Consider the following 23,205-nt stretch of genomic DNA (forward strand, 5'->3'; position numbering starts at 1 on the left):
TCATTGTTTTGCACAAAAACACATCCTCAAACTCTCGAGGTTCTTTGCCTTCCTAACCCTCATGCATTTTCCACCTTATAAGCGGCTCGATGGCATTAATGATTTCTGGTAAGTCTTTTTATTGGCTAATTTTATAAGTGTTTCTCTTAACATCTCTCTATCCATATTTGAAAAAGTATTTATAATGTCTTCAATTTCTTCAATAAAAAGTTCTGCCGGTTTGCCTATATATATTTTGGGATAAACTTGTTCTTCAAGGATTTCTTCTTCATCAAGTAACTCTTCAAATAGCTTTTCACCTGGCCTAATTCCTGAAAACTCAATTCCAATATCTTCAATTGTATTCCCGGAGAGTTTTATCAAGTTTTTAGCAAGGTCCATTATTTTTACAGGCTCCCCCATATCTAAAACAAAAATTTCTCCACCCTTTGCAAGAGCACCGGCCTGGATAACTAATCTTGCCGCTTCAGGTATTGTCATAAAATACCGAACCATATCTGGATGTGTAACCGTGACTGGTCCTCCTTTTTCAATCTGCTTTTTAAATAATGGAATTACACTACCCCGGCTACCTAATACATTTCCAAAACGCACAGCAACAAATTGAGTTTGACTTTGTTGATCCATGTACTGAATGACCATTTCCGCCAGTCTTTTTGTAGCACCCATTACACTGGATGGTTTAACAGCTTTATCAGTGGAAATCATTACAAATCTTTCAACATTAGATAAATTAGCTGCATTTGCTATGTTAATTGTTCCTAGAATGTTGTTTTTGACCGCTTCTTCTGGGTTTCTTTCCATTAATGGAACATGCTTATGAGCAGCTGCATGATACAACACGTTTGGTTTGTGGATATTCATAACAGTTTCCATCTTATTTGCGTCTTGTAAATCAGCAATTTCTGTTACAATTTCTATACTTACGCCTTTAAATGTCTCATTCAGTTCAGTTTCTATATTATAAATACTGTTTTCACCATGTCCCATCAAAATTAGCTTTCTAGGATTAAATTTAACGATTTGTCTGCAGATTTCAGAGCCAATGGAACCACCTGCACCGGTAACTAACACCGTTTTATTTGATATATATTCTGAAATACTATTAATATCTAACTCAATAGGTTCTCTACCTAATAAGTCTTCTACTTGAACATCCCTAAATTGACTAACAGAAACTTTTCCGGTTACTAGGTCTTCTAGCATTGGTAGGATTTTTGTTTTTGCATGTGTTTTCACACATTCTTGAAAGATAGTATTTAATTCCTTTTTATTAAGAGAAGGAATAGCAATGATGATATTATTAATTTCTAAATCCAAAACAGCTTTTTCTATGTCTGTAACTCCTCCATAAACAGGAATTCCGAGAATATCTAATTTATGTTTTTGGGGGTTATCATCTATAAATGCTACAGGAAGTAGTACACATTCATGGTTATTTATTAGCTGTCTTGCTACCATTGTACCCGCTGACCCTGCTCCGATAATTAAAGTACGCTTTCTTTTGTGATTATATTTAATAAAAGTATCTCGATAAACACGCCAACAGAATCTGGACCCACCAATAAACAACAGATTAATTAACCATGTAGTCGCCAATAGCCTTAAATATATTTCTCCTAAGAATAGCTGTTGTACTAGAAAAGTGATGAGTATAGAAAAGGTGACTGCCTTTAGGATAATCACCAATTCTCCAATACTGGCATATTCCCAGGCTTTTTTATAAAGTCTGTAACGGATTGAAAAATAATGAAATAGGAGTAGTAAAGTGAAGGAACTTGTTAGGAGTGGTATAGAAATGAGACTCAGTTTACTAGTTACTAATAAACTGCTAATTAATATTGCTATCAAAATCATAAGGGAATCAATAATGGTTAAAATGGTTACTCTCTGCTGATATATCATATGATGTCACCTACCTTCTTTATGTAAACCCTTCGAAGTATATTAAAGATGAAAGATAAATGAACTACTAAATATTTAACTTAAATAATGATATAACAAATATGGGCATCTAACCCTCCCTCACATCATACTTTCGACGACTTGCGTCTAAGGTCTTACAACCCACAGCATGACCGAGTGCCACCTTTGATATCGGCAAGGTGACATCACCAAGATCTCCTTACTATAACAAACAAACCATTCTTAATTAAGAACAATCGGATAAAAAAATATTTTTCTTCTTTTCCTTTAAGTACAACGCATTATTTATATGTTACCTAATGTTTATTAACCCTAAAATTTATTGTAAGAATGAATGGTCCTTCCCACTATTGCTTTTAAATTTATACTCATTTTATTTATTTGACCTCTTATATAGAACGATAAATTTCATAACTTTCTATATATTGCTTGTATATTTATCTTTTTGCAGTCTCTGCAGTTTAGAATTTTCATATCGAGATATTTGTTAGTATTTATCCCACTGTTTTTTACTTTCAAAATCACATCATTTAAAAACTTTTATTCAAATTTCCGCCTTCATACTTGTTGCTAAAAAAATGGATAGATCTAAACTTCTCTAATGACACACCCTTATAGAGTTAAAGCTTCTATTTTTTTTTTCCTAAGTAGTAATTTCTTCGTTAATCTTCTCTATTACTACACCAACACCTTATTCTTTACTCTGTATTAATATCTGGTAGCTTAAGATCTTAGTTAATTAGATTAATTTTACTATGAAGAAACTAAACACTTATTAAACAAAACCATTTTCCTAGGTCAAAAATAATGTTATTTATATAGAACATAATCGTTTTTTATAAATAACAAAAAAGTAAGGAATTGGGAGATATTTTAAGAAATAGAGAACAAATAGTTCGTTATATGGTAAAAATGAACAAATTTAAAGATTTTCAGTATAAGGAAAATGACATATACTCAAGTTGCGGGTTCAATATAAAGAACGAAACGAACGCTAGAAAGAAGAAGTTTGAACATCAGCATCAAATACATAGTAAAGATCCTTTATTAACTTAAATTTTTTAAGAGTTGAATACTATGTCATATTACATTGCTTGTTCTTAATAACTTACATTTCTAGCTTCGGGATAATTCTTGTCACATTGTCCCTGAAAGTAACACTGCCATTATTCTTACTTATTAATGATGAAAACAAAAAAATTATTAAGGGAGAGAACAAAATGAAAAAAATTCAAATCAAATCAGTTAAAGGTAAAATTGTAGCAGGAGTGGTAGCAGCAAGTGTATTAAGTACTTCGGCTTTCGCGTTCGCTGATACGAACGCAGGAAAACAATTTACTGCTTGGGGTCAGCTGCAAATTGATGCTGCTAAAGCAGCTGTTCAATCTGCAATTGATGGATCACGTACTACAGCTCAGACTAAAGTTGAAAACGATGCAAAAGCTGGTCGTGATGCAGCTGAAGGACAGATTAATTCAGCTGGTGCGGGTGAAAAAGCTGATACTAAAACTAAAATTGAAGGTAAGTTAGCTGAGCACGTTGCTTCATTAACCGCTGCTTTACAAACTTTCATGGATAACATTGGAGCTGATTTTGATGCAGTAGTTGCAGAAGAAAATACTGAAACAACTACTAATCTTAATAACCAATACAACACATTAGAAGCAAATATCACATCCGTGCTTACTGCAGCTAAGAATACTAATGTTAATGATGTAACAGAACAATCTCTATTAGTTAAAGGTAAAGCAACTTCTGACTTAATTAAAAAGATTAATGAAGTTAAGAGTGCTTTACAAGCAGAGATTGATCGACAAAAAAAGGATGCAGATTCTGAAGTAAGCGATCACCTGGCTTCTGAAGTGGCCCGTATCAACAACGCGATAACTGGTTTAATTTCTGGACTTGAAACAGAAGCTAAGACAGCTATTGCCGCTGCTGGTCAAAAAGTTGAGGATAGTGCTATTGCTAATTTTGAAAGAGTAATTAATAGAATTGGTGTTGAGACTCCAGTAGTCGTAGATCCACAAAGATTAGACTGGGTTGTAACTAAAAAATTCGGTGGCGCTTTTGATGGGAAAATTAAATTCAAGGTCACAAATACTAACGAATTTGATGTAGTGTTTAGATATCAGTTTAGAGACCTAAAAGGCGCTCAAGGAGGAGTAACTGAAACTCCATTTGCAGAAAGCAGTGTTAAACCAGGAGTGGAAGAACTAGAATTTAACAACATCCCTGTTCCTGTATTAGGTGCTGGCACTCTGTATATTGAGTACATGGATGAGAATGGTGACTTCCAATATGCTGCAGAATTAGGTTTATGGTAAAAAATATTTAGGCAGAGGATATTCTTCTCCTCTGCCTTTTTTAGAACAAACAAATGTTGTTCTGATTTTCATAGAATAAGAATACTATATCTCTGTATGTCATTCGGGCTATATAATTAAAAAATCTTCATTCCTCTTCTACTCTCTCCCCTGTTTTAGCATAGCCTTATCAAAATAACAATAAGGAGGCACCCAGATGAGGCTTTCAAGAGTTAATAAGTACAGAAAAAAAAGAAGAAAAAAAAATTATTCAATCATTTCAAAAATTAAAAGACAGTCTAAAAACCCAATGAAGAAATTAATAATTAGTTCTACTCTTATAGGTACAGCTCTATGTTCTACATCTGTAGCCTATGCACAGATAGGAATTTCTGATCACATAAGAAATTGGTATATAGAGCGCCTTTCTGAAGTAGAGGAGTTTTTAACCACTTCAATTAAAACAGATGCTACCAATCAAAAGGCAAACTTATTACGCCAAGTTCGTGAACAAACTGAATTATCTGTAAAAGAACTTCAGGAGTATGCAGCAGATAAGAGAGCCTCAATAAGTACCAATATCGAACGAAAAGCTCAAGAAACTGCTACTATTATTGATTCTCAAAATCAGGAAGATATGCAGAAGGCTAAAGAGAACATTGATGAGCAAGTAAATAAAGAAATGGAAGATGCCGCAAAGGATCAAGCAGAAAATCAAAAAGAAAATCCTCCTGAAGAAGACAAGAAACAAGAAGAACAAGAATCAGGTAAGGAAACTGAACAATCAGAACCCACAGGAGATTCTAAAGTTGAAACAGAGCCTTCGGAATCCACAAAAGATTCTAAAAAAGAGGAATCTCCAAAAGAAGATACTACTGAAGAAAATTCTAGTGATAATAATGAGTAATGGAGTTGAAACGCATGGAAAATACTGCAATAAACGAAACCAACATCGAAGTTAAGGATACTACTAAAAAAAGTTCCATTATGGAGTGGGTTAAATTTATTCTAATGCTAGCATTAGTAGTTATTGTAATCCGTAATAGTATAGGCTTTACAAAAATAAGTGGATTGTCTATGTTTCCAACGTTTCAGGATGGGGACTTCATATTAGAAGAGAAAATTAGCAAATACTTTTCATCTCCTGAAACAGGTGATGTTGTCATTATTAATAAACCTGAACAAGGTTATAAAATTATAAAAAGGGTTATTGCTTTAGGTGGAGATACAGTAATGATTAAAGATGGTACTGTATTTGTAAATGATCAACCCCTTCCAGAAATTATGACATCAGGACAATCATCAGATATGGAGGCTACCAAGGTTCCAGCTGATCATATTTTTGTTATTGGAGATAACAGAACTCCTGGAGAGAGCATTGATAGTAGAGATCCAAGTGTGGGACCTATCCCCCACTCAGACATAGATGGTTACGTACTTTTTTCCCTAATTCCTTTTAAGTCAATTCCAAAGCCTATTGAAATTGAATAGATGAACTGAGGGACATTATATGAAACTCATTAAAAGACTGATAAAGAAGCCTTTAACATGGATATTAATAGTATTTATTTGTAGTATTAGTACAGTGTATGCCTCTACTGATACTTATCACCAAACACTCGCTTGGGCAGAAAATCAAAAAAAGATAGCACAGTATCATCTGAAAACCAATCTATATGAAACTGTTAACAACCAAATAGCAAAATTGACTTATAATACTGAAGAATCTTTACAGTTATCAGAAAAACAACTAGAGGATTTTAGTAAATTGGAGTCCCTAGGAACGAGTGACTCAATCACAAATGCACTTAAAAAACATGAAAATGAACTTGAACAAACTGCTCAATCTATTGTAAATAATACTAGCCTAGACTTTGATAATATTGTTAGTAGGGTGAATCATACAGGAAATGAAATTACAAATAGCGTAGAATATGATTATCTAGATGAATTAAGTAAATTGTCTTCAAATCAATTACCTGAACATAAGATACATTCCTCTCAATCTAACGAACAATTAGATAATGAAATACAACTTACACTAGCCACTATCCATCAACTCGAGATGATGTTAGAATCTGAGTCAGATCCTGCTATAAAAGAATTTATACTAAAAAAAATAGATTTATTAAATCAATTAATCATCATACTCACTGATGATGATATATAATAGACCTCTAAATGCGATATTGGTTTACATATTCAAGTATAGAAACAGATTCTATACTTGAATATGTAGTAAAAAATATCAGTTATAAAAAATCTTCTACAACTCAAACAGGTAACAATATTAATTCCAAATCTACTGCTTAGTTATGTTGTTTTTTTCTTTTTTGATTCTTCCCAGCCCCTGATGCTAACTTTATTTGAACCCTCCCATTCTTCTACATGATGAGACCACGAGTAACACCAAACTCAGTTTTATATACTATACTAACAAAAAGAGGATCACATAGATTGACCTTCCTCTTATTTCTCATGTTTTCCTTTTCCACATTAGTCAACGGGACAAGAAAGTGAAGTCACCTCCAAAAGCCTAGGTACTCACTCTACCTTATTAGATGCAATCCAGACTTCTCCCCTACCCCCATATCTCCCGAGAAAGCTCCACAATATACCTTAACTTATCCCATTGCTGCTCCTCAGTTAATATATTCCCATGATGAGTAGAAGCAAACCCACATTGTGGACTAATACATAATTGCTCTATCGGCACATATTTCGTTGCTTCCTCCACACGTGCTTTAATGTTTTCCTTGTCTTCTAGCTCTCCATGTTTTGATGTAAATAGTCCAAGGACCACTTGTGGACCTCCATTTGGAATGTGTTGTAACGGTTCGAAGTCGCCAGAACGGTCATCATCATATTCTAGGAAAAATCGATTTACTTTTTCTTTTGCAAATAAGGTTGGCGCAATTTTGGCATAACTACCTTCAAACGCCCACTTTGAACGATAGTTTCCTCGGCAAAGGTGGGTAGTTACGAGTAAATCTTCTGGTTTATCTTCTAAAATGCTATTCACCACATGTAGTGCTAAATCAATCAACTCTTCGCGGTCTAAACCACTATCATTAAAAGGAATTTCTGGAGCATTAAGACCTGCAATATAAACATCATCTAGCTGCAAGTAGCGACAACCCGCATCATAAAAGGCTTTAATCGCATCACAATAGGTTTGAATCACATCGTTTGTATAATCCTGTAGATTTGGATAGATTTCCAGATTTCGAATACCCGCGTTAAAAAGTTGGTTTGGACTTGGAATCGTTTGTTTGGCAACGGCACGATCACCAACAATTTCTTTAAACAAGGTAAAATCCTTTACATGTGGATGATTCGGATTAAATGAAATTTTACCCGTTACACGTATATCGTATCTTTCCGTTTCCTCCCCTTTAAATTGAAAACCGTGATCTGGAACGTAACCCTCTACTCCGTTTAAATGCTCTAAGAAATCTGTATGCCAGAATCTGCGACGAAACTCCCCATCTGTTACAGCTTGTAGTCCTACTTCAATTTGTTTATCAACAATTTTTCTAATTTCTTCTGTTTCAATGTCATGTAACACTTGAGCTGTGATCTTACCTTCTTGAAATTCTTTTCTAGCTGTATGGATTCTTTCAGGTCGTAATAAGCTCCCCACATGATCTGCTCTAAACGGAGTATGTACCAATGTGTTAGTCATAAATAATTCCACCCTTTTATTAGTTTTGTATTTTTCTTACCTTCTAAACGCAAAAACCCCCTCTTCTACAACATAAGAAGAGGGGTGAAAAAACAAAATGAATGTACCTGCTCTTCTTATCTTCTAGCAAAATGCTACTGGAATTGGCACAGTACTATTAAAAGTCCGCTGCCGAGGTATCAAAGGGCCAGTCCCTCCACCTCTCTAGATAAGAAAGTTTCGAATATTAAATTATTTGAATTCAATATAATATTAAAAAGTTGTTTTGTCCAGTATATTTTAACATTTTTATTTATCTTTCTTAAGAAACTACTCTTTTAGATGTTTTATTTTTTCTCTATAAGTTTTATTTTTTGCTCTATTTCCACAAGCGCTCATAATACACCATTTCCCAGTACCTGGCCTTGAATAATCAATAAAAACCCACTGACAATCTTCAGCAGAACAAACCCTTATCCGATGCCATAAAGCTTTCTTCCTAAGCTCAAAAATTAACAATATTAATCTTCCTATTCCCCTTCTTCCACCCTCTCCATGAGGAATGATTTTTTCAGAATCTAAGGAAAATTCAATTGAAAATGTAAATGCATCTATTAATTTGTTAATTTCTTCTATAAGATTATCATCCGTTTTATTGTAATCATTATTGACAATCATTTTTCGTGCTTCGTTTCTAAACTTAATAGCATGAATTAAGTCCTCATCCGTCACTAGATCTTCTTCTTGAATAAAATGATACTTTAATAACCATGAATAGAGAACCTTTGAGGATGTAAGATGTTCAACACCCTCGTCCCCTTCAAAGCGGGTCCGTTTATCATGAGTATTAAAAAAATCAGCAATAATCTCAAGATCATAATAATTTTTTTCCATAAAAACACTCCTATTGACTATATTTACCATAACCATTAATATAGTTTTAGTGGTCATCGTGACTATTAAACAATTTTTAAAGGTCACCATAGAAGATAGAATACTAGAATAAAGTACATGAACGAATACTTATAAAATGTTCCATTCTTTAATTATATCTTTATCTTACTATTTACTTAATAAAATTATTGGAGGTATGAACTTATGGATATAAGACCATTTTATTTGAATATCAATGAGGAAGAAATTTTGAAATTGAAGAATCGATTAGACTTTACAAGATGGCCTGATGAAGTTCCTGGATCTAATTGGGAATACGGTATCCCTTTAGATTTTATGAAGGATATAACAGACTATTGGAAAAATGAGTTTGATTGGAAAAGAGTGCAGAATAAAATAAATTCATTTTCAAATTTTCAAGTAAGAATAGATGATGTAGATATCCACTTTATTCACGAGCGTGGAAATGGATCTAACTCTCTACCTATCATTATTCCTCATGGTTATCCAGGGTCTTTTTATGAACTGCTAAACCTTATTCCCTATCTGACAAACCCGGAGAAATATGGTGGAGATCCTGAAGATTCTTTCGATGTCATTATTCCGTCTATTCCTGGTCATGGGTTTTCAGGTACTCCATTAAAATCAGGCTTTGAGGATCGACAAGTTTCTCATCTATTGGTGAAATTAATGGTGGATAAGCTAGGATACGAGAAGTTTGCAGCCCATGGGTATGATCTTGGAGCCAGTATTTTAGGATTATTATGCTTAGACCATCCAGAAAAAGTAATTGGTTATCACACTACTACACCTGGAAACCCTAGTCCGTTTGTTCCTGGAAATGCTTTATTAACAGAATCAGAAGAAAATTACCTTAAGCTTTCTAGAGAATGGTATAACGAAGAAGGTGCCTACGCTCATATGCTTGGTACAAAGCCACAAACGATCGGTTACTCACTCACAGACTCTCCGATAGGTCTTGCAGCATTTATTTTAGAAAAATGGTACTTATGGACAAATCCACAAAACGGGAATTTATATAAGCATTTCAATAAGGAAGAGCTACTTGCAAACGTTACCATTTATTGGCTAACCCAAACTATTAATTCAGCAAATAGATTATATTTCGAAGGTAAACATACGAAATGGCCAGGACCGGAAGATATTACTACCGTCCCCATTGGAGTATCTTTAACAGCCACTCAACCAAATGAACGACCTCCAAAGGCATATGTTGCAAGAATGTTCCCGAATATTCTAAGTTGGGAAGAGTTAGGCAAAGGCGGACACTTTGTTGCCACCGAGGATCCTAGGTTAGTTGCTGAACGAATACGTTCTTTTTTTAAAAAACTGAGGTAAAAGTGCAGAGTTATAGAATAGTAAACTCTGATATCCCCTCACTTTTTATTGTAATTATGGTAATTAATAATAAAGATATTGGGATCTATTTTTACAATTCCTTCGACTACTATAACCCTTTTTGAAGTTTGCTAGTCAATTAAAAAGTAAAAAGTGTAGATATGAACTCCTCCTGTTTTGAATATGATTTAGAAAGAATGGTTTTCGTAATTCTTATTAGACTGAAAAAACAGGAGGTAACCCATGACTACAAACAACGGAACGTATATCGAAGTAGAACCAGGAATTGAATTGTATGTTCAAGATGTTGGAACAGGAGACCCTGTTGTATTTATTCCGGGGTTTACTTTTACGACAGATGTCTTTTCCGAGCAAGTCCAACACTTTTCACAAACTCACCGTACGATCGTGATTGACCCTAGAAGCCATGGGCGCTCAACTATGACGGTACATGGGAATGACTATGTTACACATGGCACGGATTTGCAAAAAGTTTTGACTGCATTAAATGTAGACAATGCCACCCTGGTCGGCTGGTCATTTGGATGCTTAACCGTATGGGAATATGTACGCCAGTTCGGAACCAACCATATTAAATCACTAGTTTTAATTGATATGCCACCAAAATCTTTATCCCTTCAACAAGATGTGGATTGGGTAGAAGGAAATCTTGATGACTTGGCTGCGGCCTATACGAACTATTTGCGGAATTCAAAGGGGCAACGCGATTTCATTTCGGCATATGCAACTGGAGTCATGGTTCAACGCGATCTCAAAGAAGAAGAATTAACGTGGATTGTAGACCAGTCCCTTAAAACACCATATTACATTGCTGCCAACTTATTTTCTTCAGGTCTATTCTCTGATTATCGAGAAGAGGCCACTAGTAGTAGTGAGTCCCTCCCTACTCTATATATTGTCGCCGAACATTGGGCAGAGAGAGCCACCAACTATCTAGCAAAGCTCACCCCAAAGGCCTCAGTGAAGGTACTCGGTGGACATTTCATGTTTTGGGAGCATAGTCAAAAGTTTAATGAGATCGTCACGAAATTTTTAGAAGAGAATAAATAAAGAAGATTTATATTAATCTAGCAAAATAGTAAAGACTACTCCCTATTATTAAGGAGTAGTCTTTACTTATTAAAATACAATGGTTTTCTTTATCCAAACTTTACTCGTGTTAATTTCGGAACATACAACCATAAAAAGAAGGATCTGCCCGCGCTAAAAATAATAAACGATAGCCAAACCCCATTATTATGGAGATGAGGGATGAATAACCAGTTGGATAATAAAAAAATGAGTAAAGCAAATAAAATAGAGTCTCTAATAAAACGTGCCTCTGTAGCACCTGAGAAAATTCCCTCTAATTGCAGCCCCCAAAATCCTACAAAAGGAAAAATCAACATCCAGATTAAGAGGTCATATGCGGTCACTTTTACTTCATGAATGGTTGTGAATAGAGAAACGACCTGTTCCCCAAAAAAGACTAAACACAAAGATAAAACAATGGCTGCAAGGAAGCCCCATTGTGCAGACAAAGAAAGGGCTCTTTTAAAAAGAGACTGGTCTTTCCCGCCTATTGCCCTGCCCACAATGATACTGGACGCATTGGCAAAACCTCCTAATAAGTAGGCCATTAAATAATGAATTTGCAATAGAACAGCATTGGCTGCTAACGTGACTTCACCCATACTAGCCCCTTTTGCTGTAAAGATCCCTGTCATGGTAAGTAAACAAACCGTCCTCAAAAATAAGTCTCGATTTACCTTTAACATTTTTATTAAAGGTGCAGGATCTAGCAACTTGCCAAATGGGAAGTTTGCGAGAGTTAGCTTATTTGTACGAACAATAATCCACGCACCAAAAAGTACGGCACTTACTTCGGATATTAACGTGGCATAAGCGACCCCTGCCACCCCTAATCCAAGAATGGGAACGAAAAGTATATCTAATACGATATTTAAGAGATTCATGAAGATTTGGGTAGCCAACGTCCATTTTACTTTTCCCAATCCCATGAGCCAGCCAATCATGACATAGCTCAGCAGCGTAAAAGGGGCTCCCCAAATACGGATGGAAAAATAGGTTGAAGAAAAGGCAGTTATTTCATTACTTGCCCCAATAAAATAGATGGCGCTATGTAAAATAGGCTTTTGTAAAAGAATAAAAATTAAGCCTACCATTACAGCAATAAACATCGGCCGTAGAAACGTTAATACCGTTTCATTTTCATTATGAGAACCTTGCGCTTGTGAAGTAAATCCTGTCGTACTCACTCGAAGAAAACCAAAAAGCCAATACATCGTATTAAAGATGAAGGCCCCGATAGCTACTCCTCCAATAGCCGATGGGTCGGGCAATCGTCCAACTACAGCTGTATCGACAGCACCCAATATGGGCGTTGAAATTCCAGAAATAATTAAAGGGATAGCAAGTAATAAATATTGTCGATGACTAAAGGAGTGTGATACCTTTATGGCCAAGGCAGGGCTTCCTATTTTCATTTTTTTCTCCTTTTCTTACTTTACTTATTTTCAAATGAGAGAATTCTACTACTCTAGCCAATAAAAATGCCACATCATATTGAATATGCTGTGACACTACATTTTTGCTTCAGTTTTTACTAAACATGTAGGCTTCCTGTAACAAAAGTTTTACGCGAAATTCTCTCTTCTAGTAATGGATCGGAAGCGAGGATGTTCAGCAAGAATGGAGTCTCTTAATTGTAAAATGACCGGATTCTTTGAATAAAAGAACTCATCCTTTGAATCATAAAGCTCAATTAGCTCCCCTTTTTCTAGTACACCCAGTCGGTCAGAAATAGAAAAAGCAGCTTTAATATTGTGAGTAATGAAAAGGTAGGACAAGCCATAATCTTCTTTTAACTCTTTTAATAGTTCTAAGATTAAGCTTTGTGTGACCATATCTAAACTACTAACAGACTCATCTAGGACGATTAACTTCGGTTTGAGAGCAATGGCTCTAGCAATATTAATTCGTTGTAATTGTCCACCACTAAATTGATTTGGGTACTTGTTTAAATCCTTTTCACTTAAACCTACTCTTTCCAACAACGAAATGACCAAACTTCTTTGTTCAGCTATCGTTAGCTTTTCATAGTTCTCTAATGGTTCGCTTATAATCTGTTCTGCTGTCAATCGCGGATTAACAGATGAATAAGAGTCCTGAAATACCACTTGTAAGTTACGACGTATGTTTCGTTGAGTCATTTTGTCCGAACGATAAATATCATGTCCTTGAAACAAAATCTGCCCCTGCTCGGGAGGTTGAATACCAAGAATCACTTTTCCTAAAGTACTTTTACCGGCTCCACTTGTACCAATTAAGCCTAAGCATGTTCCTTCTTCAATGGTAAAGGAGATATCATGAAGGACGTTATTCGATTGATCCTTCCAGTTAAAAAACTTCTTAGAATGATAGCTATGATTGACCTGCTTCACCTGTAATAAGCTCATCAGTGGTATCCCCCCTCTTTTATAACTGATAGGTATAAGGTTGCTTTTCGATGTATAAAGACGGCCTTGTCCTTAATAGTTTTTTCGTATAGTCATGTTGTGGATGATCAAATAATTCAAACACATCTGCTTTTTCCACAACTCTTCCTTTTTGCATGACGATCACATCATCTGCCATCTCTGAAATAACACCTAGGTCATGAGAAATGAGTAATATAGATGTTCCAAATTCACAGCGAATATTATCTAACAGTCGAAGGACTAATAATTGGTTATGAACATCGAGCGCCGTAGTTGGCTCATCCGCAATGATAACGGAAGGATGTAAGCATGCAGCCATGGCAATCATGACTCGTTGCAGCATCCCTCCACTTAATTGAAAAGGGTATTTTTTTAATAATTTACTTGGCTCTGGTAAATTTACACTGTGCAACACATCGACGGCAAGTTCTTTTGCTTGCTTTTTATTTAGTGAAGTATGAGTTCGAATGGTTTCAACAAATTGGTGGCCTATAGTAAATACCGGAGTAAATGCATTCATCGGATTTTGCATGATAAAAGCAATATCCTTCCCCCGAATTTTCCGCATTTCTCGGTTGTCTAAGCCGTTCAATTCCTTCCCCTTTAGAGTAATACTTCCTTCAATATTCATATTTTTATGGTCGTGTAGTTGTAAAATGGACATACTCGTAACCGTTTTTCCGCTACCACTTTCTCCAACTAGACCTAGAATTTTCCCTTGTTTTAGTTCAAAATTAATGTCCTTAACAAGTGTGATTTGACCATTGTGGGTTTTTACTTGAACATGTAAATCCCTTATATTTAGAATTGTTTGTTTGGTTGTTTCCATCATCAACATTCCTTTTGTATTAGCGACGTTTAACCCCATATCTTTCTGAAAGTGCCTCACCTAATAAATTAAAGGTTACGACCACGAGCATAATCATCAAACCAGGATAAATCATTAAAGTTGGATTTGTTCTAATATAAGACTTCCCTTCGTGGATCATCGCACCCCATTCGGGTGTAGGCGGTTGTACACCTAAACCTAGAAAGGACATGGAGGATAAATCCATAATGGCCCAACCCATTTCTAATGTTCCTAATACCGCTAGCGGCGGAAGGACATTAGGAATGATATGTTTTTTTATGATAGTCCATTGAGAAGAACCACTTATTTTTGCTGCAGCAATATAGTTCTGTTCCTTAAGGGTTAGCACCATTCCTCGAATGATTCTAGCATAATAAACCCATTGTACTAAAATCAACCCTAGAACAACCTGTTTTAGACCCGCTCCCCAAATCCCAACGAAGCCAAGTACCAGTAAAAGACTTGGGACAGCCATCACCCCATCAGCTATTCTCATGAGCAATTGGTCAATCCACCCACCTTTATATCCAGCAATGATCCCAACAATCAAACCGATACTTAAAGATGAAACAAAAATCAAGGCAGCAAACCCTAAAGAAATCCGAGCTCCATATAAAATACGTGATAATGTACACCGTCCTAAGTGGTCCGTTCCTAATGGGTATTCCAAAGAGGGAGATTCTAGCTTATGAGCCATATTAACCAGGACAGGATCATTAGGTGCAAGCCATGGAGCAAAGATCGTGATTAAAACTAACCCACCTAGCATTAGAGAACAAACGACTATTACTTTTTGACTTCTTAATCTCTCACGAAGCTTTGCTATCATTGAACCTGCCTACCTTTTTTTGAAATACGTGGGTCAATATACATTTGAATGAGATCAACAATTAAATTACTAAAAAGGAATAACCCTGCTGCCAATAGTATATAGCATTGGATGACAGGTACATCTCGATTAAAAGTTGCCTCAATAAAATACCGTCCAAATCCTGGCCAAGAAAAGACGGCCTCCACTATAATGGCGCCTGTCATTAGTTTCCCTACATTCATACCGATTCCTGTTATCATCGGAGAGATGGACATTCTCAGTACATGCTTACCCATGATGATTTTTTCATCCATACCTCTAGTCCTTGCAAACAGAACATAGGACTCTTGTAAATTTTCAAGAACACTTGCACGTAACAGTCGGGTATATAAAGCAATTAAGGGAAGCGCCAAAGTGATAGAAGGTAAAACCAAGTGTTTCCAAGTTCCAATCCCTTCTACAGGAAAAAGGTCCAGCTTGACTGAAAAGAAAAAAATCATTAAATATCCAAGCCAAAAAGAAGGAATGGACGCTCCAAAAAAGGAGAGGAATCGACTGAAATGGTCGATTCCACTGTTTTTCTTTATAGCAGCTAAAAAACCTAGAGGAACACTCACTAAAATCGCAATCATGATGCTCCCTATCGTTAACTGAATCGTTGCTGGCAATCGAGAAGTAACCTCTTCCCATACCGGCTTATTTGATACGTAAGAAACCCCAAAATTTAATTGACTGATTTTAATAATAGAATTCACATATTGAGTTAGGAGAGGCTGATCTAGGCCAAACTCCTGTCTTTTCTGGGCCAATATCTCATCTGTTGGTTGGATATGCGCAGCTGCAAGGTAAGCTTCAGCTGGATCTACTGGCGAAAGATGAATCATCCCAAATGTGATCAAAGTAGCTAAAAGGAATATTGGAATGATTGTCACTATTCTTTTCAGGATATAAGTGCCCATAAAAAATCTCCTAACGTTACTTCTCTAAATTCAATCCTACGAATGGATGTTCATCTCGGTTAGCTGGGAAATTAAAATTAGAAACATCCTTTTGGTAGATTGCTATTTTTTTAATATAAGAAATAGGTACAATCGCACCTTGTTCTTGAAGCGAACCTAAAATGGCTGTGTAAAGTTGTTGACGCTCATTTTCATCCGTCGTTTTTTGAACTTTAGCTATTTGCTCAAGGATCTCCTCTTTATTAGGATAAGCTGAGATAGCCTCTTTAAAGCCAAATCCTTCAGTAGCAACTACATTTACAAAAGCATGCGGATCATACGGAGCACCATAGTTACTAAAGAAATTCATGTCGAACTGATTCGCTTTAAAGCGTTCTACTTGTGTAGTAAGCTCAACTCCCACAATATTTAATTTAACCCCTAATCCTGCCCACTCAGACTGTAATGTCTCAGCCATTGTTTTTTGAATGGATTCCGCAGAATTAAACATTAATTCAATTTCAAGTAGTTTTCCATCTTTTTCACGAACATTTTTGCCTTCTGGTAGCTTCCAACCTGCTTCATCAAGTAATTGCTTTGCTTTCTCTACATTATAATCAACCTTGGTAGCATTTACTTCAGAAGTATAAGGGAAGTTTGTCGGTAAAATATAATCTGCTTGCTCTTCTAAACCTGATGTTACGCCCTCAACCATTGCTTGTTTATTAAAGCCATAATGCAATGCTTGGCGAACACGCATATCGGAAAGTTGTTCTTTGTTCGTATTCATTACTAATTGTCTAGTAGCGACTGGTTCAGAAACACTAGTCTTGTAAGAACCTGTAGATTCTAATTGTTTAAAAGAATCTACACTGATAACACCCTCACCATATACTAAGTCTAAATCACCTTTTTCGAAGGCAAGTACGCGTGTTTCAGCATCAGGAATCACTTTTACTTTAATCTTCTCTACTTGAGGAACTTCTCCCCAATAATTTTCATTACGCTTAAAAATAGCATATTCATCCACTTTATATTCATCTAATACCCACGGACCAGTTCCAACCGGTTTCACTATTTCTTTAGATGTATCTCCATCTTCAGGAAAACCAGCTTCCCCTAGGAATCGAACGGGACGTACAACCGCTAACTCCTGAATAGTTGGGTAATAAGATTCATTTAATACTAATTTAAAAGTATATTCATCTACGATCTCTGTTTGAGAGACTTTAGGTATAAAACCTAACCAGCTGTGTAAATCTACATTTTTTAATATAGCATCAAAGTTCTTTTTTACAATCTCAGCATTAAAACTTGTTCCATCAGAGAATTTCACATCTTGGCGTAGGTGGAATACATATTCTTTTCCATCTTTAGAAACGTCCCAAGACTCAGCTAAGTGTGGTTTGATTTCTCCACCATTCTGATAACTAACTAAAGGTTCATAAATCATGGATTGAGCAAATAATTGGTTTGGATTATATAGATGGGGATTCATTCCACCTATATCTCTAGGCCATGCAAAAGTGACCATATGTTCCTTGTCACTTGAAGAGTCTTCAGAAGAATCTCCTGTTTCATTTGTACAACCAAGTAAAACCATGGAAAGCATAAGAATAACTACAGAAATAAAAGTAAATCGTTTTTTAGTTTTCATGTTTATTATGTTTGACATCTAAAATACTCCTTAAGTTGATAATGAGAACTATTATCAATATAGAGTTTAAACATGTCCTTGTCAATCTTATTTTGAATTATTCATAAATTCGCCAAACCTTCCTTTTCTGAAGGCTGTTTAAGGCTCATTTTTAGCCGAAATGTTTTATTAACGAAAAATACTATACTTGGTTAACAGCCATAGCAGTAACTCCTGAACTTACAGCTTCCCCATTCACACCCCATAGTAAAATACTATTATTTTCAGCTTGTAAAAAAGCGTACCCAGTGGAAGGGTACGCTTTTTACAAATTTGGAACTAATTATTTATAAGCAAATACATTTTTGCGAATCTACTCAAAGATTATCTTTACCGTTACTTCCAATCTTGTTGCAGGGTCTGTATTGGAAACATTTATTGGTAGAGTAAAGAATTCACTATAGAGGGTATATTCACCCGGTTTTTTCCATGATTCAAAAACAAATGGTCTAATATCCCACCTTACTTCAACTTCATGCTCTTTATCTGCAGAATCAACTATGGTTACTTTATTAGGTAATGCGGCCTTAAATTGTTCCAATGTAATATCTTTTGAGACATAGAGTTGTTCTAATGGCTTAATTTCTTTTAGCGTATTATCTGTTTTAATTACGATTTTTACATAATTTGCTGTAGTGCCTCTATCAGCTACAACAAATAGGTTATTTTCACCGTACAATGTTTCTTTATAGGCGTCACCAAGTAGTATCTCATGCGTATACATCCCTTCAGGTACATCAAAGTGGATGGTATATTCTCCAACTGGAATCGCATTTAAGATGTAACTTTCCTTACGATTCCAAGGGGTACTTCCCTCTCTATATTCTTTCCCTGTTGCTTTGTTCTTGAGATAAAATGATCCTTTAATATTTTCAAAAGATATTTTATTACTACTTGTATCAGAATCTTTATATAGGCTTATTTGTACTTTCCCTGTTACAATTGGTGCTGGTTCCTCTCTTACAATCGTTATTTCTCTTACAGTTTTGTTCCCAGCCCCGTCTATTAGCACATAAGTAAAGACATTCTCACCTACTTCTAAGTCTACAGACCATTCTAAAGTTTTGTCCATTTCAGAACTATAGTTCCCTTCGTATAGCCCAATATGACTATCAAACTCATACAGTTCTAAATAACTGAATCTATCCTTCATATTAATTTCGAGTTGAGCTGTATCTGAAGTCGTTTCTCTTTCTTTCACCACAATATTTAATTCTGGAGGTGTCGTATCAACATAGAACCTTCTCGCAATACTTCCATTTTTTCCAGATTGCGAAATAACATTTACACTAATAGCATGTGAATTATCTTCTAATGTAAGAGTTTTACTGAATTTATATGCAGGTCCTTTATGAACAACCTGCCCGTTGCTTTTTACTTCTGCATTTTCTTCATATACAACATCCGCTTCTTGACCTTGAATCAGGATTTTTTCAAGATATTTTACATTTGTTACATAACCTTCGAATAAAATATTAGAATCCGCAAATGTTTCTAGAGATGTTGGGGAATGCATATATATGGATGGGAAGAAATAATTATCTGCTGCTTCTTTCTCAAGATATTGAATTTTTTCTAATAATGCCCCTAATAATTCTTCGCCTACAATATCCGCATTTGGATTTATTTCTTTCACTTTATCCACCTTATTTATTGCAGCTAATACTGCTTCCTTATCCTTAATTCTTATATCTTCAAATGATGGCAAAGATTTTATTGCATCTTCTGCCTCTTGAATCATATCAAGTAATAATAGTTGTTTTATTCTATTTTCTAATTCCTCTAATCTATTCAAATTGGTCACTAATTCTTGCTCTTCAGGTGTTAATGCATCATAATATTTTCTTGCTGCTTCTACCATTTCTTTATCATCTAATGCTAATTCCATTACAGTTGGCAGCTCATCAATTCGTTTGATCGCCTCATTAACACGGCTCTTATCCATTACATACTTTATTTTTTTTGCTAGTTTTACGATTTCATTTTTTCCACTAAAGACCTTTATATCTATTTCAGATGCTTTAAAAATTGATTTTGTAAAATAGCCATTTTTGTCTAGGTTTACTTTAAAGCCATTAATCTCTAAACTTACCTTTTTATTTCCTTTGTAACTCTCTGGTACGTCTAAGGCACCTTTGATGTCTATTTTCTTACCCTCAGAGTCTATTATAGTTGGTTCCTTAACCCATCTAATATCATCTGCTTTTTGACCAAATACAACCGCACTACTCATAAGCATTGTCATTACCACTAGAAAAAATAGTATTTTCTTACTCATCTCGATTTCAAATCCCCCTAACGTATTGTTAATTCAATAAATAAATATTCCTACTTTCCTCTTAATATGTATTTTTTGAATATTTAATCTTTTAACTACTTGTCTAAACTACATGATTTTCAATAGATTTATTAATAGAAAGAGGGTTTAGAAAGGGGGAATTATCCTGACCACTTATAAAATTATTTTTAAATGCACTGAATCATAAGAATACTATTGATAAAATTTATGAAATTGAGCTAGCTATACCTTATAATATAGGAAAAGGAGAGATGATATATATGAAGTGGCAAGAAGTTAGAGAATTATTCCCAAATCAGTTTGTATTAGTGTCGATTCTTAATTACCATGAGGAAGAGAATAAGAAAATTATTGATGAAGTCGCAGCCATTCGGTCCATTCCAGAAGAAAATGTAAATAAGGAATTTTTAATGTAGAACCTGGACATATTGTCTACCATACATCGAATGAGGAATGTATCGTTCATATTCGTAAAGACCCGTTGATGAGGGTGAGACGAATATAATGAAAATATCATTTGATGGACAACTTATTACAACATCACTTAAAGTTACTTTTCGAGGTCGTACGTTACAAATCGATGATATGATTATTGATACAGGTTCCTCTCATACTGTAATTAGCCCAGATATATTAGAAGACATAGGGGTAACGTATGAAAATGGTGACGATATTTATGAAGCGTACGGAATTGGTGGTTCAGTTCCATTCTATACAAAGGTAATGGAAGAAATTCAAATCGATAAAATTAATCTAAAGAATATTGAAATTGATGTGGGGGTCCTTCCAAAAAATCATAATGGACTACTAGGGTTGGATATTTTAATGAACTACAATTTTATTGTAGATTTGGACAAGTTAGAATTATATCCAGCAAAATATAAATAAGAGATTTAAGTATAATGAATATAATTTCTAGGAACAAAGTTTTAAAATCCAAATACATCACTACTGCAAATATTTTTAACTCCACAATACACTCACTCTATTTCCGCTAATTTTTCTTTCTTAAAATTATTCCTCAAATTTAAAAGATTCTTTTAGTACTCAAAATAATAATTGTAAGAATCAATGCATTCTCATTTTCTCAAGAAAAAACCCAGTCCCGGGCTTTTCTCACGATATTTTTCATAATTTCCTCGAGTACTCCACTCGCTTTTCTTTCAATAACTAAAAATTAATAATATAATAATTTAGATAATTAAAAAAACTCAAAGGAAAAGGTGAGTTCAAACATGACACAAGATACAAGTCAAAACTATTATAAAGAACTAGTTGATTTAAAAGATGTAGCCGGATTAGAAACTCAGATTCGAAGTTTGCTAGATGCTCCGATCGAATCCGTTTCTGACTTAGAAACGTGGTTAAACGATGAAAAGGATTTAACAATGCAGATCACAGAGGCCATGACAGGACATCAAGTCGACTTCTACCGAAACACAGAGGATGCTATTATCAAGTCAACTTATCTTCATGACCAGCAAGTCATCCAGCCACTTTTAATGAAATATGAAGCAGAGTTGAATAAAAAGTGCTGTGAGTCTCCTTATTTCCATCAACTAGATGAAAACCGTTACGGCTTGATGCGACGCGTTCGCGAGTCTAAAGTGAAACTGTTCAGAGAAGAAAACATTCCATTAATGGTAAAAGAACAAGAGCTTAGTACGAAGTATAGCGAAATAATGGGGGGGCTAACAGTTGAATGGGAAGGCGAGGAAAAGCCTTTTCCGTTTATCGAATCCCAACTCGATCATCCTGACAGAGCCGTGCGTGAAAAAGCTTATCGATCAATGATGGCAACCCTTCGTCAAATTAAGCCCGATTTGGATGCCATCATGGACGAGCTTGTCCAACTGCGCCATCAAATGGCAGTAAATGCAGGTTTTGAAAATTATCGTGATTATATGTTTGTGGTTAAAAATCGCGAGTACAGCATCCAAGATTGTTATGACTTTCATGAAAATGTTGAGAAGCATATTATCCCTGCTTGGAATCGACTCGCAGCTGTTTTTAAGTCCAAGCTTGGTGTTGATGCGTATCGTCCTTGGGATAACACCGCTAAACTCATGAAAAAACCACCATACTCCGAGGTGTCTACGCTAATGGATGGTGTAGCGGAAATGTTAGGCAATACCGACCCTTATTTTGCAGAACGTTTCAATTACATGAGGGAGAATGGATTACTAGATCTTGGCGATCGGAAAGGAAAAAGCCCAGGTGGTTTCTGTACCTCCTTACCTGTTTCAGGGGATACCTTTGTCTTTGCTAACTTTAGTCCATCCTTTTTCTCGCTTATCGCCCTCATTCATGAAATGGGCCATGCGGTGAATGGGTACCTTCAGTTTTCCGAACAAGGGGCTCTCGAAGAATACAAACTGCGAGCAGAAGTTGCGGAACTGTATTCTCATGGGATGGAAATGCTCCTATTGGATAAGCTGGATCGTTTTTATACAGAAGAAGAAGATGTTAAGAGCGCCCAGCGTGAAGAACTGAGACGGGCATTTACCATGTTATACGGCCCATTATCAGGGGACCTTTTCCAGCATTGGATGTATACGAATCCTAACCACACGGCCAAAGAACGGGATGAAAAGTTCTTTGAAATCTCAAAACGTTATGGCTTAAACCCTGTCGATACATCTGGGTTTGAGGAGGAAATTGGGATGAGTTGGGCTAAGACCCTTCATTATTTCCAGGTTCCATTCTATCTTATTGAATACTCCATCTCAATGCTCGGTGCTCTACAACTACTTGAGAATTATCAAAATAATCCTGAACAAGCTATCGAATTCTTTAAAAAAGGGGCAAGTGCGGACTACAACCAATCCATTGCAGCGATTTATAAAGAAACTGGGGTCAGTTTTGATTTTTCAGAGCCAGCCGTTAAGCGTATGGGTGAATTCCTAGAAAAAGTCATTCAAGACATTCATTAAGAAGTGGAGCACAAACTCAATTCCTTATA

19 protein-coding genes and 1 riboswitch are annotated in these 23,205 nt (G+C 35.5%); of the genes, 9 read left to right on the top strand and 10 right to left on the bottom strand.

What is annotated here, in order from left to right:
• Positions 1-75: 75 nt before the first annotated feature.
• Positions 76-1,905 carry a polysaccharide biosynthesis protein gene (locus tag SM124_RS16515; RefSeq protein WP_322447621.1) on the bottom strand — a complete coding sequence of 610 codons (1,830 nt, stop codon included), beginning with the start codon at positions 1,903-1,905 and terminating at the stop codon, positions 76-78.
• A 1,241-nt stretch (positions 1,906-3,146) separates the two neighbouring features.
• Here SM124_RS16515 and SM124_RS16520 point away from each other — a divergent pair.
• The 4 genes from SM124_RS16520 to SM124_RS16535 all read left to right on the top strand — a co-directional run bounded on the left by SM124_RS16520 (position 3,147) and on the right by SM124_RS16535 (position 6,402).
• Positions 3,147-4,253 (top strand): hypothetical protein, encoded by a 1,107-nt coding sequence (locus tag SM124_RS16520; RefSeq protein WP_322447622.1) that lies wholly within the window; start codon positions 3,147-3,149, stop codon positions 4,251-4,253.
• Between the two features lie 196 nt (positions 4,254-4,449).
• Positions 4,450-5,139, top strand: a complete 690-nt coding sequence (locus SM124_RS16525) for a hypothetical protein (RefSeq protein ID WP_322447623.1) — start codon at positions 4,450-4,452, stop codon at positions 5,137-5,139.
• Positions 5,140-5,153: 14 nt separating this feature from the next.
• Positions 5,154-5,723, top strand: coding sequence for a signal peptidase I (gene lepB / locus SM124_RS16530; protein ID WP_322447624.1), 570 nt, complete (start codon positions 5,154-5,156; stop codon positions 5,721-5,723).
• Positions 5,724-5,742: 19 nt separating this feature from the next.
• Positions 5,743-6,402, top strand: coding sequence for a hypothetical protein (locus SM124_RS16535; RefSeq protein ID WP_322447625.1), 660 nt, complete (start codon positions 5,743-5,745; stop codon positions 6,400-6,402).
• 411 nt (positions 6,403-6,813) lie between these two features.
• Here the strand turns inward: SM124_RS16535 and SM124_RS16540 are convergent, their stop codons facing one another.
• Positions 6,814-7,917, bottom strand: coding sequence for a 5-methyltetrahydropteroyltriglutamate--homocysteine S-methyltransferase (locus SM124_RS16540; RefSeq protein WP_322447626.1), 1,104 nt, complete (start codon positions 7,915-7,917; stop codon positions 6,814-6,816).
• 113 nt (positions 7,918-8,030) lie between these two features.
• Positions 8,031-8,132, bottom strand: a riboswitch (SAM riboswitch).
• Positions 8,133-8,226: 94 nt separating this feature from the next.
• Positions 8,227-8,790: a CGNR zinc finger domain-containing protein gene (locus SM124_RS16545; protein ID WP_322447627.1), complete on the bottom strand. Its 564-nt coding sequence runs from the start codon at positions 8,788-8,790 to the stop codon at positions 8,227-8,229.
• A 204-nt stretch (positions 8,791-8,994) separates the two neighbouring features.
• Here SM124_RS16545 and SM124_RS16550 point away from each other — a divergent pair, with 204 nt between their 5' ends.
• Both SM124_RS16550 and SM124_RS16555 read left to right on the top strand, forming a co-directional pair.
• The gene (locus tag SM124_RS16550) at positions 8,995-10,149 is read left to right on the top strand and encodes an epoxide hydrolase family protein (RefSeq protein ID WP_322447628.1); all 1,155 of its coding nucleotides are present in this window, start codon (positions 8,995-8,997) and stop codon (positions 10,147-10,149) included.
• A gap of 243 nt (positions 10,150-10,392) precedes the next feature.
• Positions 10,393-11,220, top strand: a complete 828-nt coding sequence (locus SM124_RS16555) for an alpha/beta fold hydrolase (RefSeq protein WP_322447629.1) — start codon at positions 10,393-10,395, stop codon at positions 11,218-11,220.
• An 89-nt stretch (positions 11,221-11,309) separates the two neighbouring features.
• On the opposite strand, the gene SM124_RS16560 is transcribed toward SM124_RS16555, so the two are convergent.
• From SM124_RS16560 to SM124_RS16590, 7 genes are all read right to left on the bottom strand, one after another.
• Positions 11,310-12,656: an MATE family efflux transporter gene (locus tag SM124_RS16560; RefSeq protein ID WP_322447630.1), complete on the bottom strand. Its 1,347-nt coding sequence runs from the start codon at positions 12,654-12,656 to the stop codon at positions 11,310-11,312.
• A gap of 150 nt (positions 12,657-12,806) precedes the next feature.
• The gene (nikE, locus tag SM124_RS16565) at positions 12,807-13,628 is read right to left on the bottom strand and encodes a nickel import ATP-binding protein NikE (protein ID WP_322447631.1); all 822 of its coding nucleotides are present in this window, start codon (positions 13,626-13,628) and stop codon (positions 12,807-12,809) included.
• 19 nt (positions 13,629-13,647) lie between these two features.
• Positions 13,648-14,478: a nickel import ATP-binding protein NikD gene (gene nikD, locus SM124_RS16570; protein ID WP_322447676.1), complete on the bottom strand. Its 831-nt coding sequence runs from the start codon at positions 14,476-14,478 to the stop codon at positions 13,648-13,650.
• 19 nt (positions 14,479-14,497) lie between these two features.
• Positions 14,498-15,328 carry a nickel ABC transporter permease subunit NikC gene (nikC, locus tag SM124_RS16575; protein WP_322447632.1) on the bottom strand — a complete coding sequence of 277 codons (831 nt, stop codon included), beginning with the start codon at positions 15,326-15,328 and terminating at the stop codon, positions 14,498-14,500.
• Positions 15,325-16,269 carry a nickel ABC transporter permease subunit NikB gene (gene nikB, locus SM124_RS16580; RefSeq protein ID WP_322447633.1) on the bottom strand — a complete coding sequence of 315 codons (945 nt, stop codon included), beginning with the start codon at positions 16,267-16,269 and terminating at the stop codon, positions 15,325-15,327. The genes nikC and nikB overlap by 4 nt, the downstream gene beginning before the upstream one ends.
• A gap of 16 nt (positions 16,270-16,285) precedes the next feature.
• Entirely contained in the window at positions 16,286-17,923 is a 1,638-nt protein-coding gene (gene nikA, locus SM124_RS16585; protein WP_322447634.1) for a nickel ABC transporter substrate-binding protein, read from the bottom strand.
• 334 nt (positions 17,924-18,257) lie between these two features.
• Positions 18,258-20,222, bottom strand: a complete 1,965-nt coding sequence (locus SM124_RS16590; protein ID WP_322447635.1) for a hypothetical protein — start codon at positions 20,220-20,222, stop codon at positions 18,258-18,260.
• Positions 20,223-20,503: 281 nt separating this feature from the next.
• Here SM124_RS16590 and SM124_RS16595 point away from each other — a divergent pair, with 281 nt between their 5' ends.
• From SM124_RS16595 to SM124_RS16605, 3 genes are all read left to right on the top strand, one after another.
• On the top strand, positions 20,504-20,659 hold the full coding sequence (locus SM124_RS16595) for a hypothetical protein (RefSeq protein WP_322447636.1): 156 nt from the start codon (positions 20,504-20,506) through the stop codon (positions 20,657-20,659).
• An 88-nt stretch (positions 20,660-20,747) separates the two neighbouring features.
• Positions 20,748-21,131 (top strand): aspartyl protease family protein, encoded by a 384-nt coding sequence (locus SM124_RS16600; protein ID WP_322447637.1) that lies wholly within the window; start codon positions 20,748-20,750, stop codon positions 21,129-21,131.
• Positions 21,132-21,478: 347 nt separating this feature from the next.
• Positions 21,479-23,176 carry a M3 family oligoendopeptidase gene (locus SM124_RS16605; protein ID WP_322447638.1) on the top strand — a complete coding sequence of 566 codons (1,698 nt, stop codon included), beginning with the start codon at positions 21,479-21,481 and terminating at the stop codon, positions 23,174-23,176.
• The last annotated feature ends 29 nt before the right edge of the window (positions 23,177-23,205 follow it).

The sequence above is a fragment of the Robertmurraya mangrovi genome, assembly GCF_034427655.1.
GTDB lineage: Bacteria > Bacillota > Bacilli > Bacillales > Cytobacillaceae > Robertmurraya_A > Robertmurraya_A mangrovi.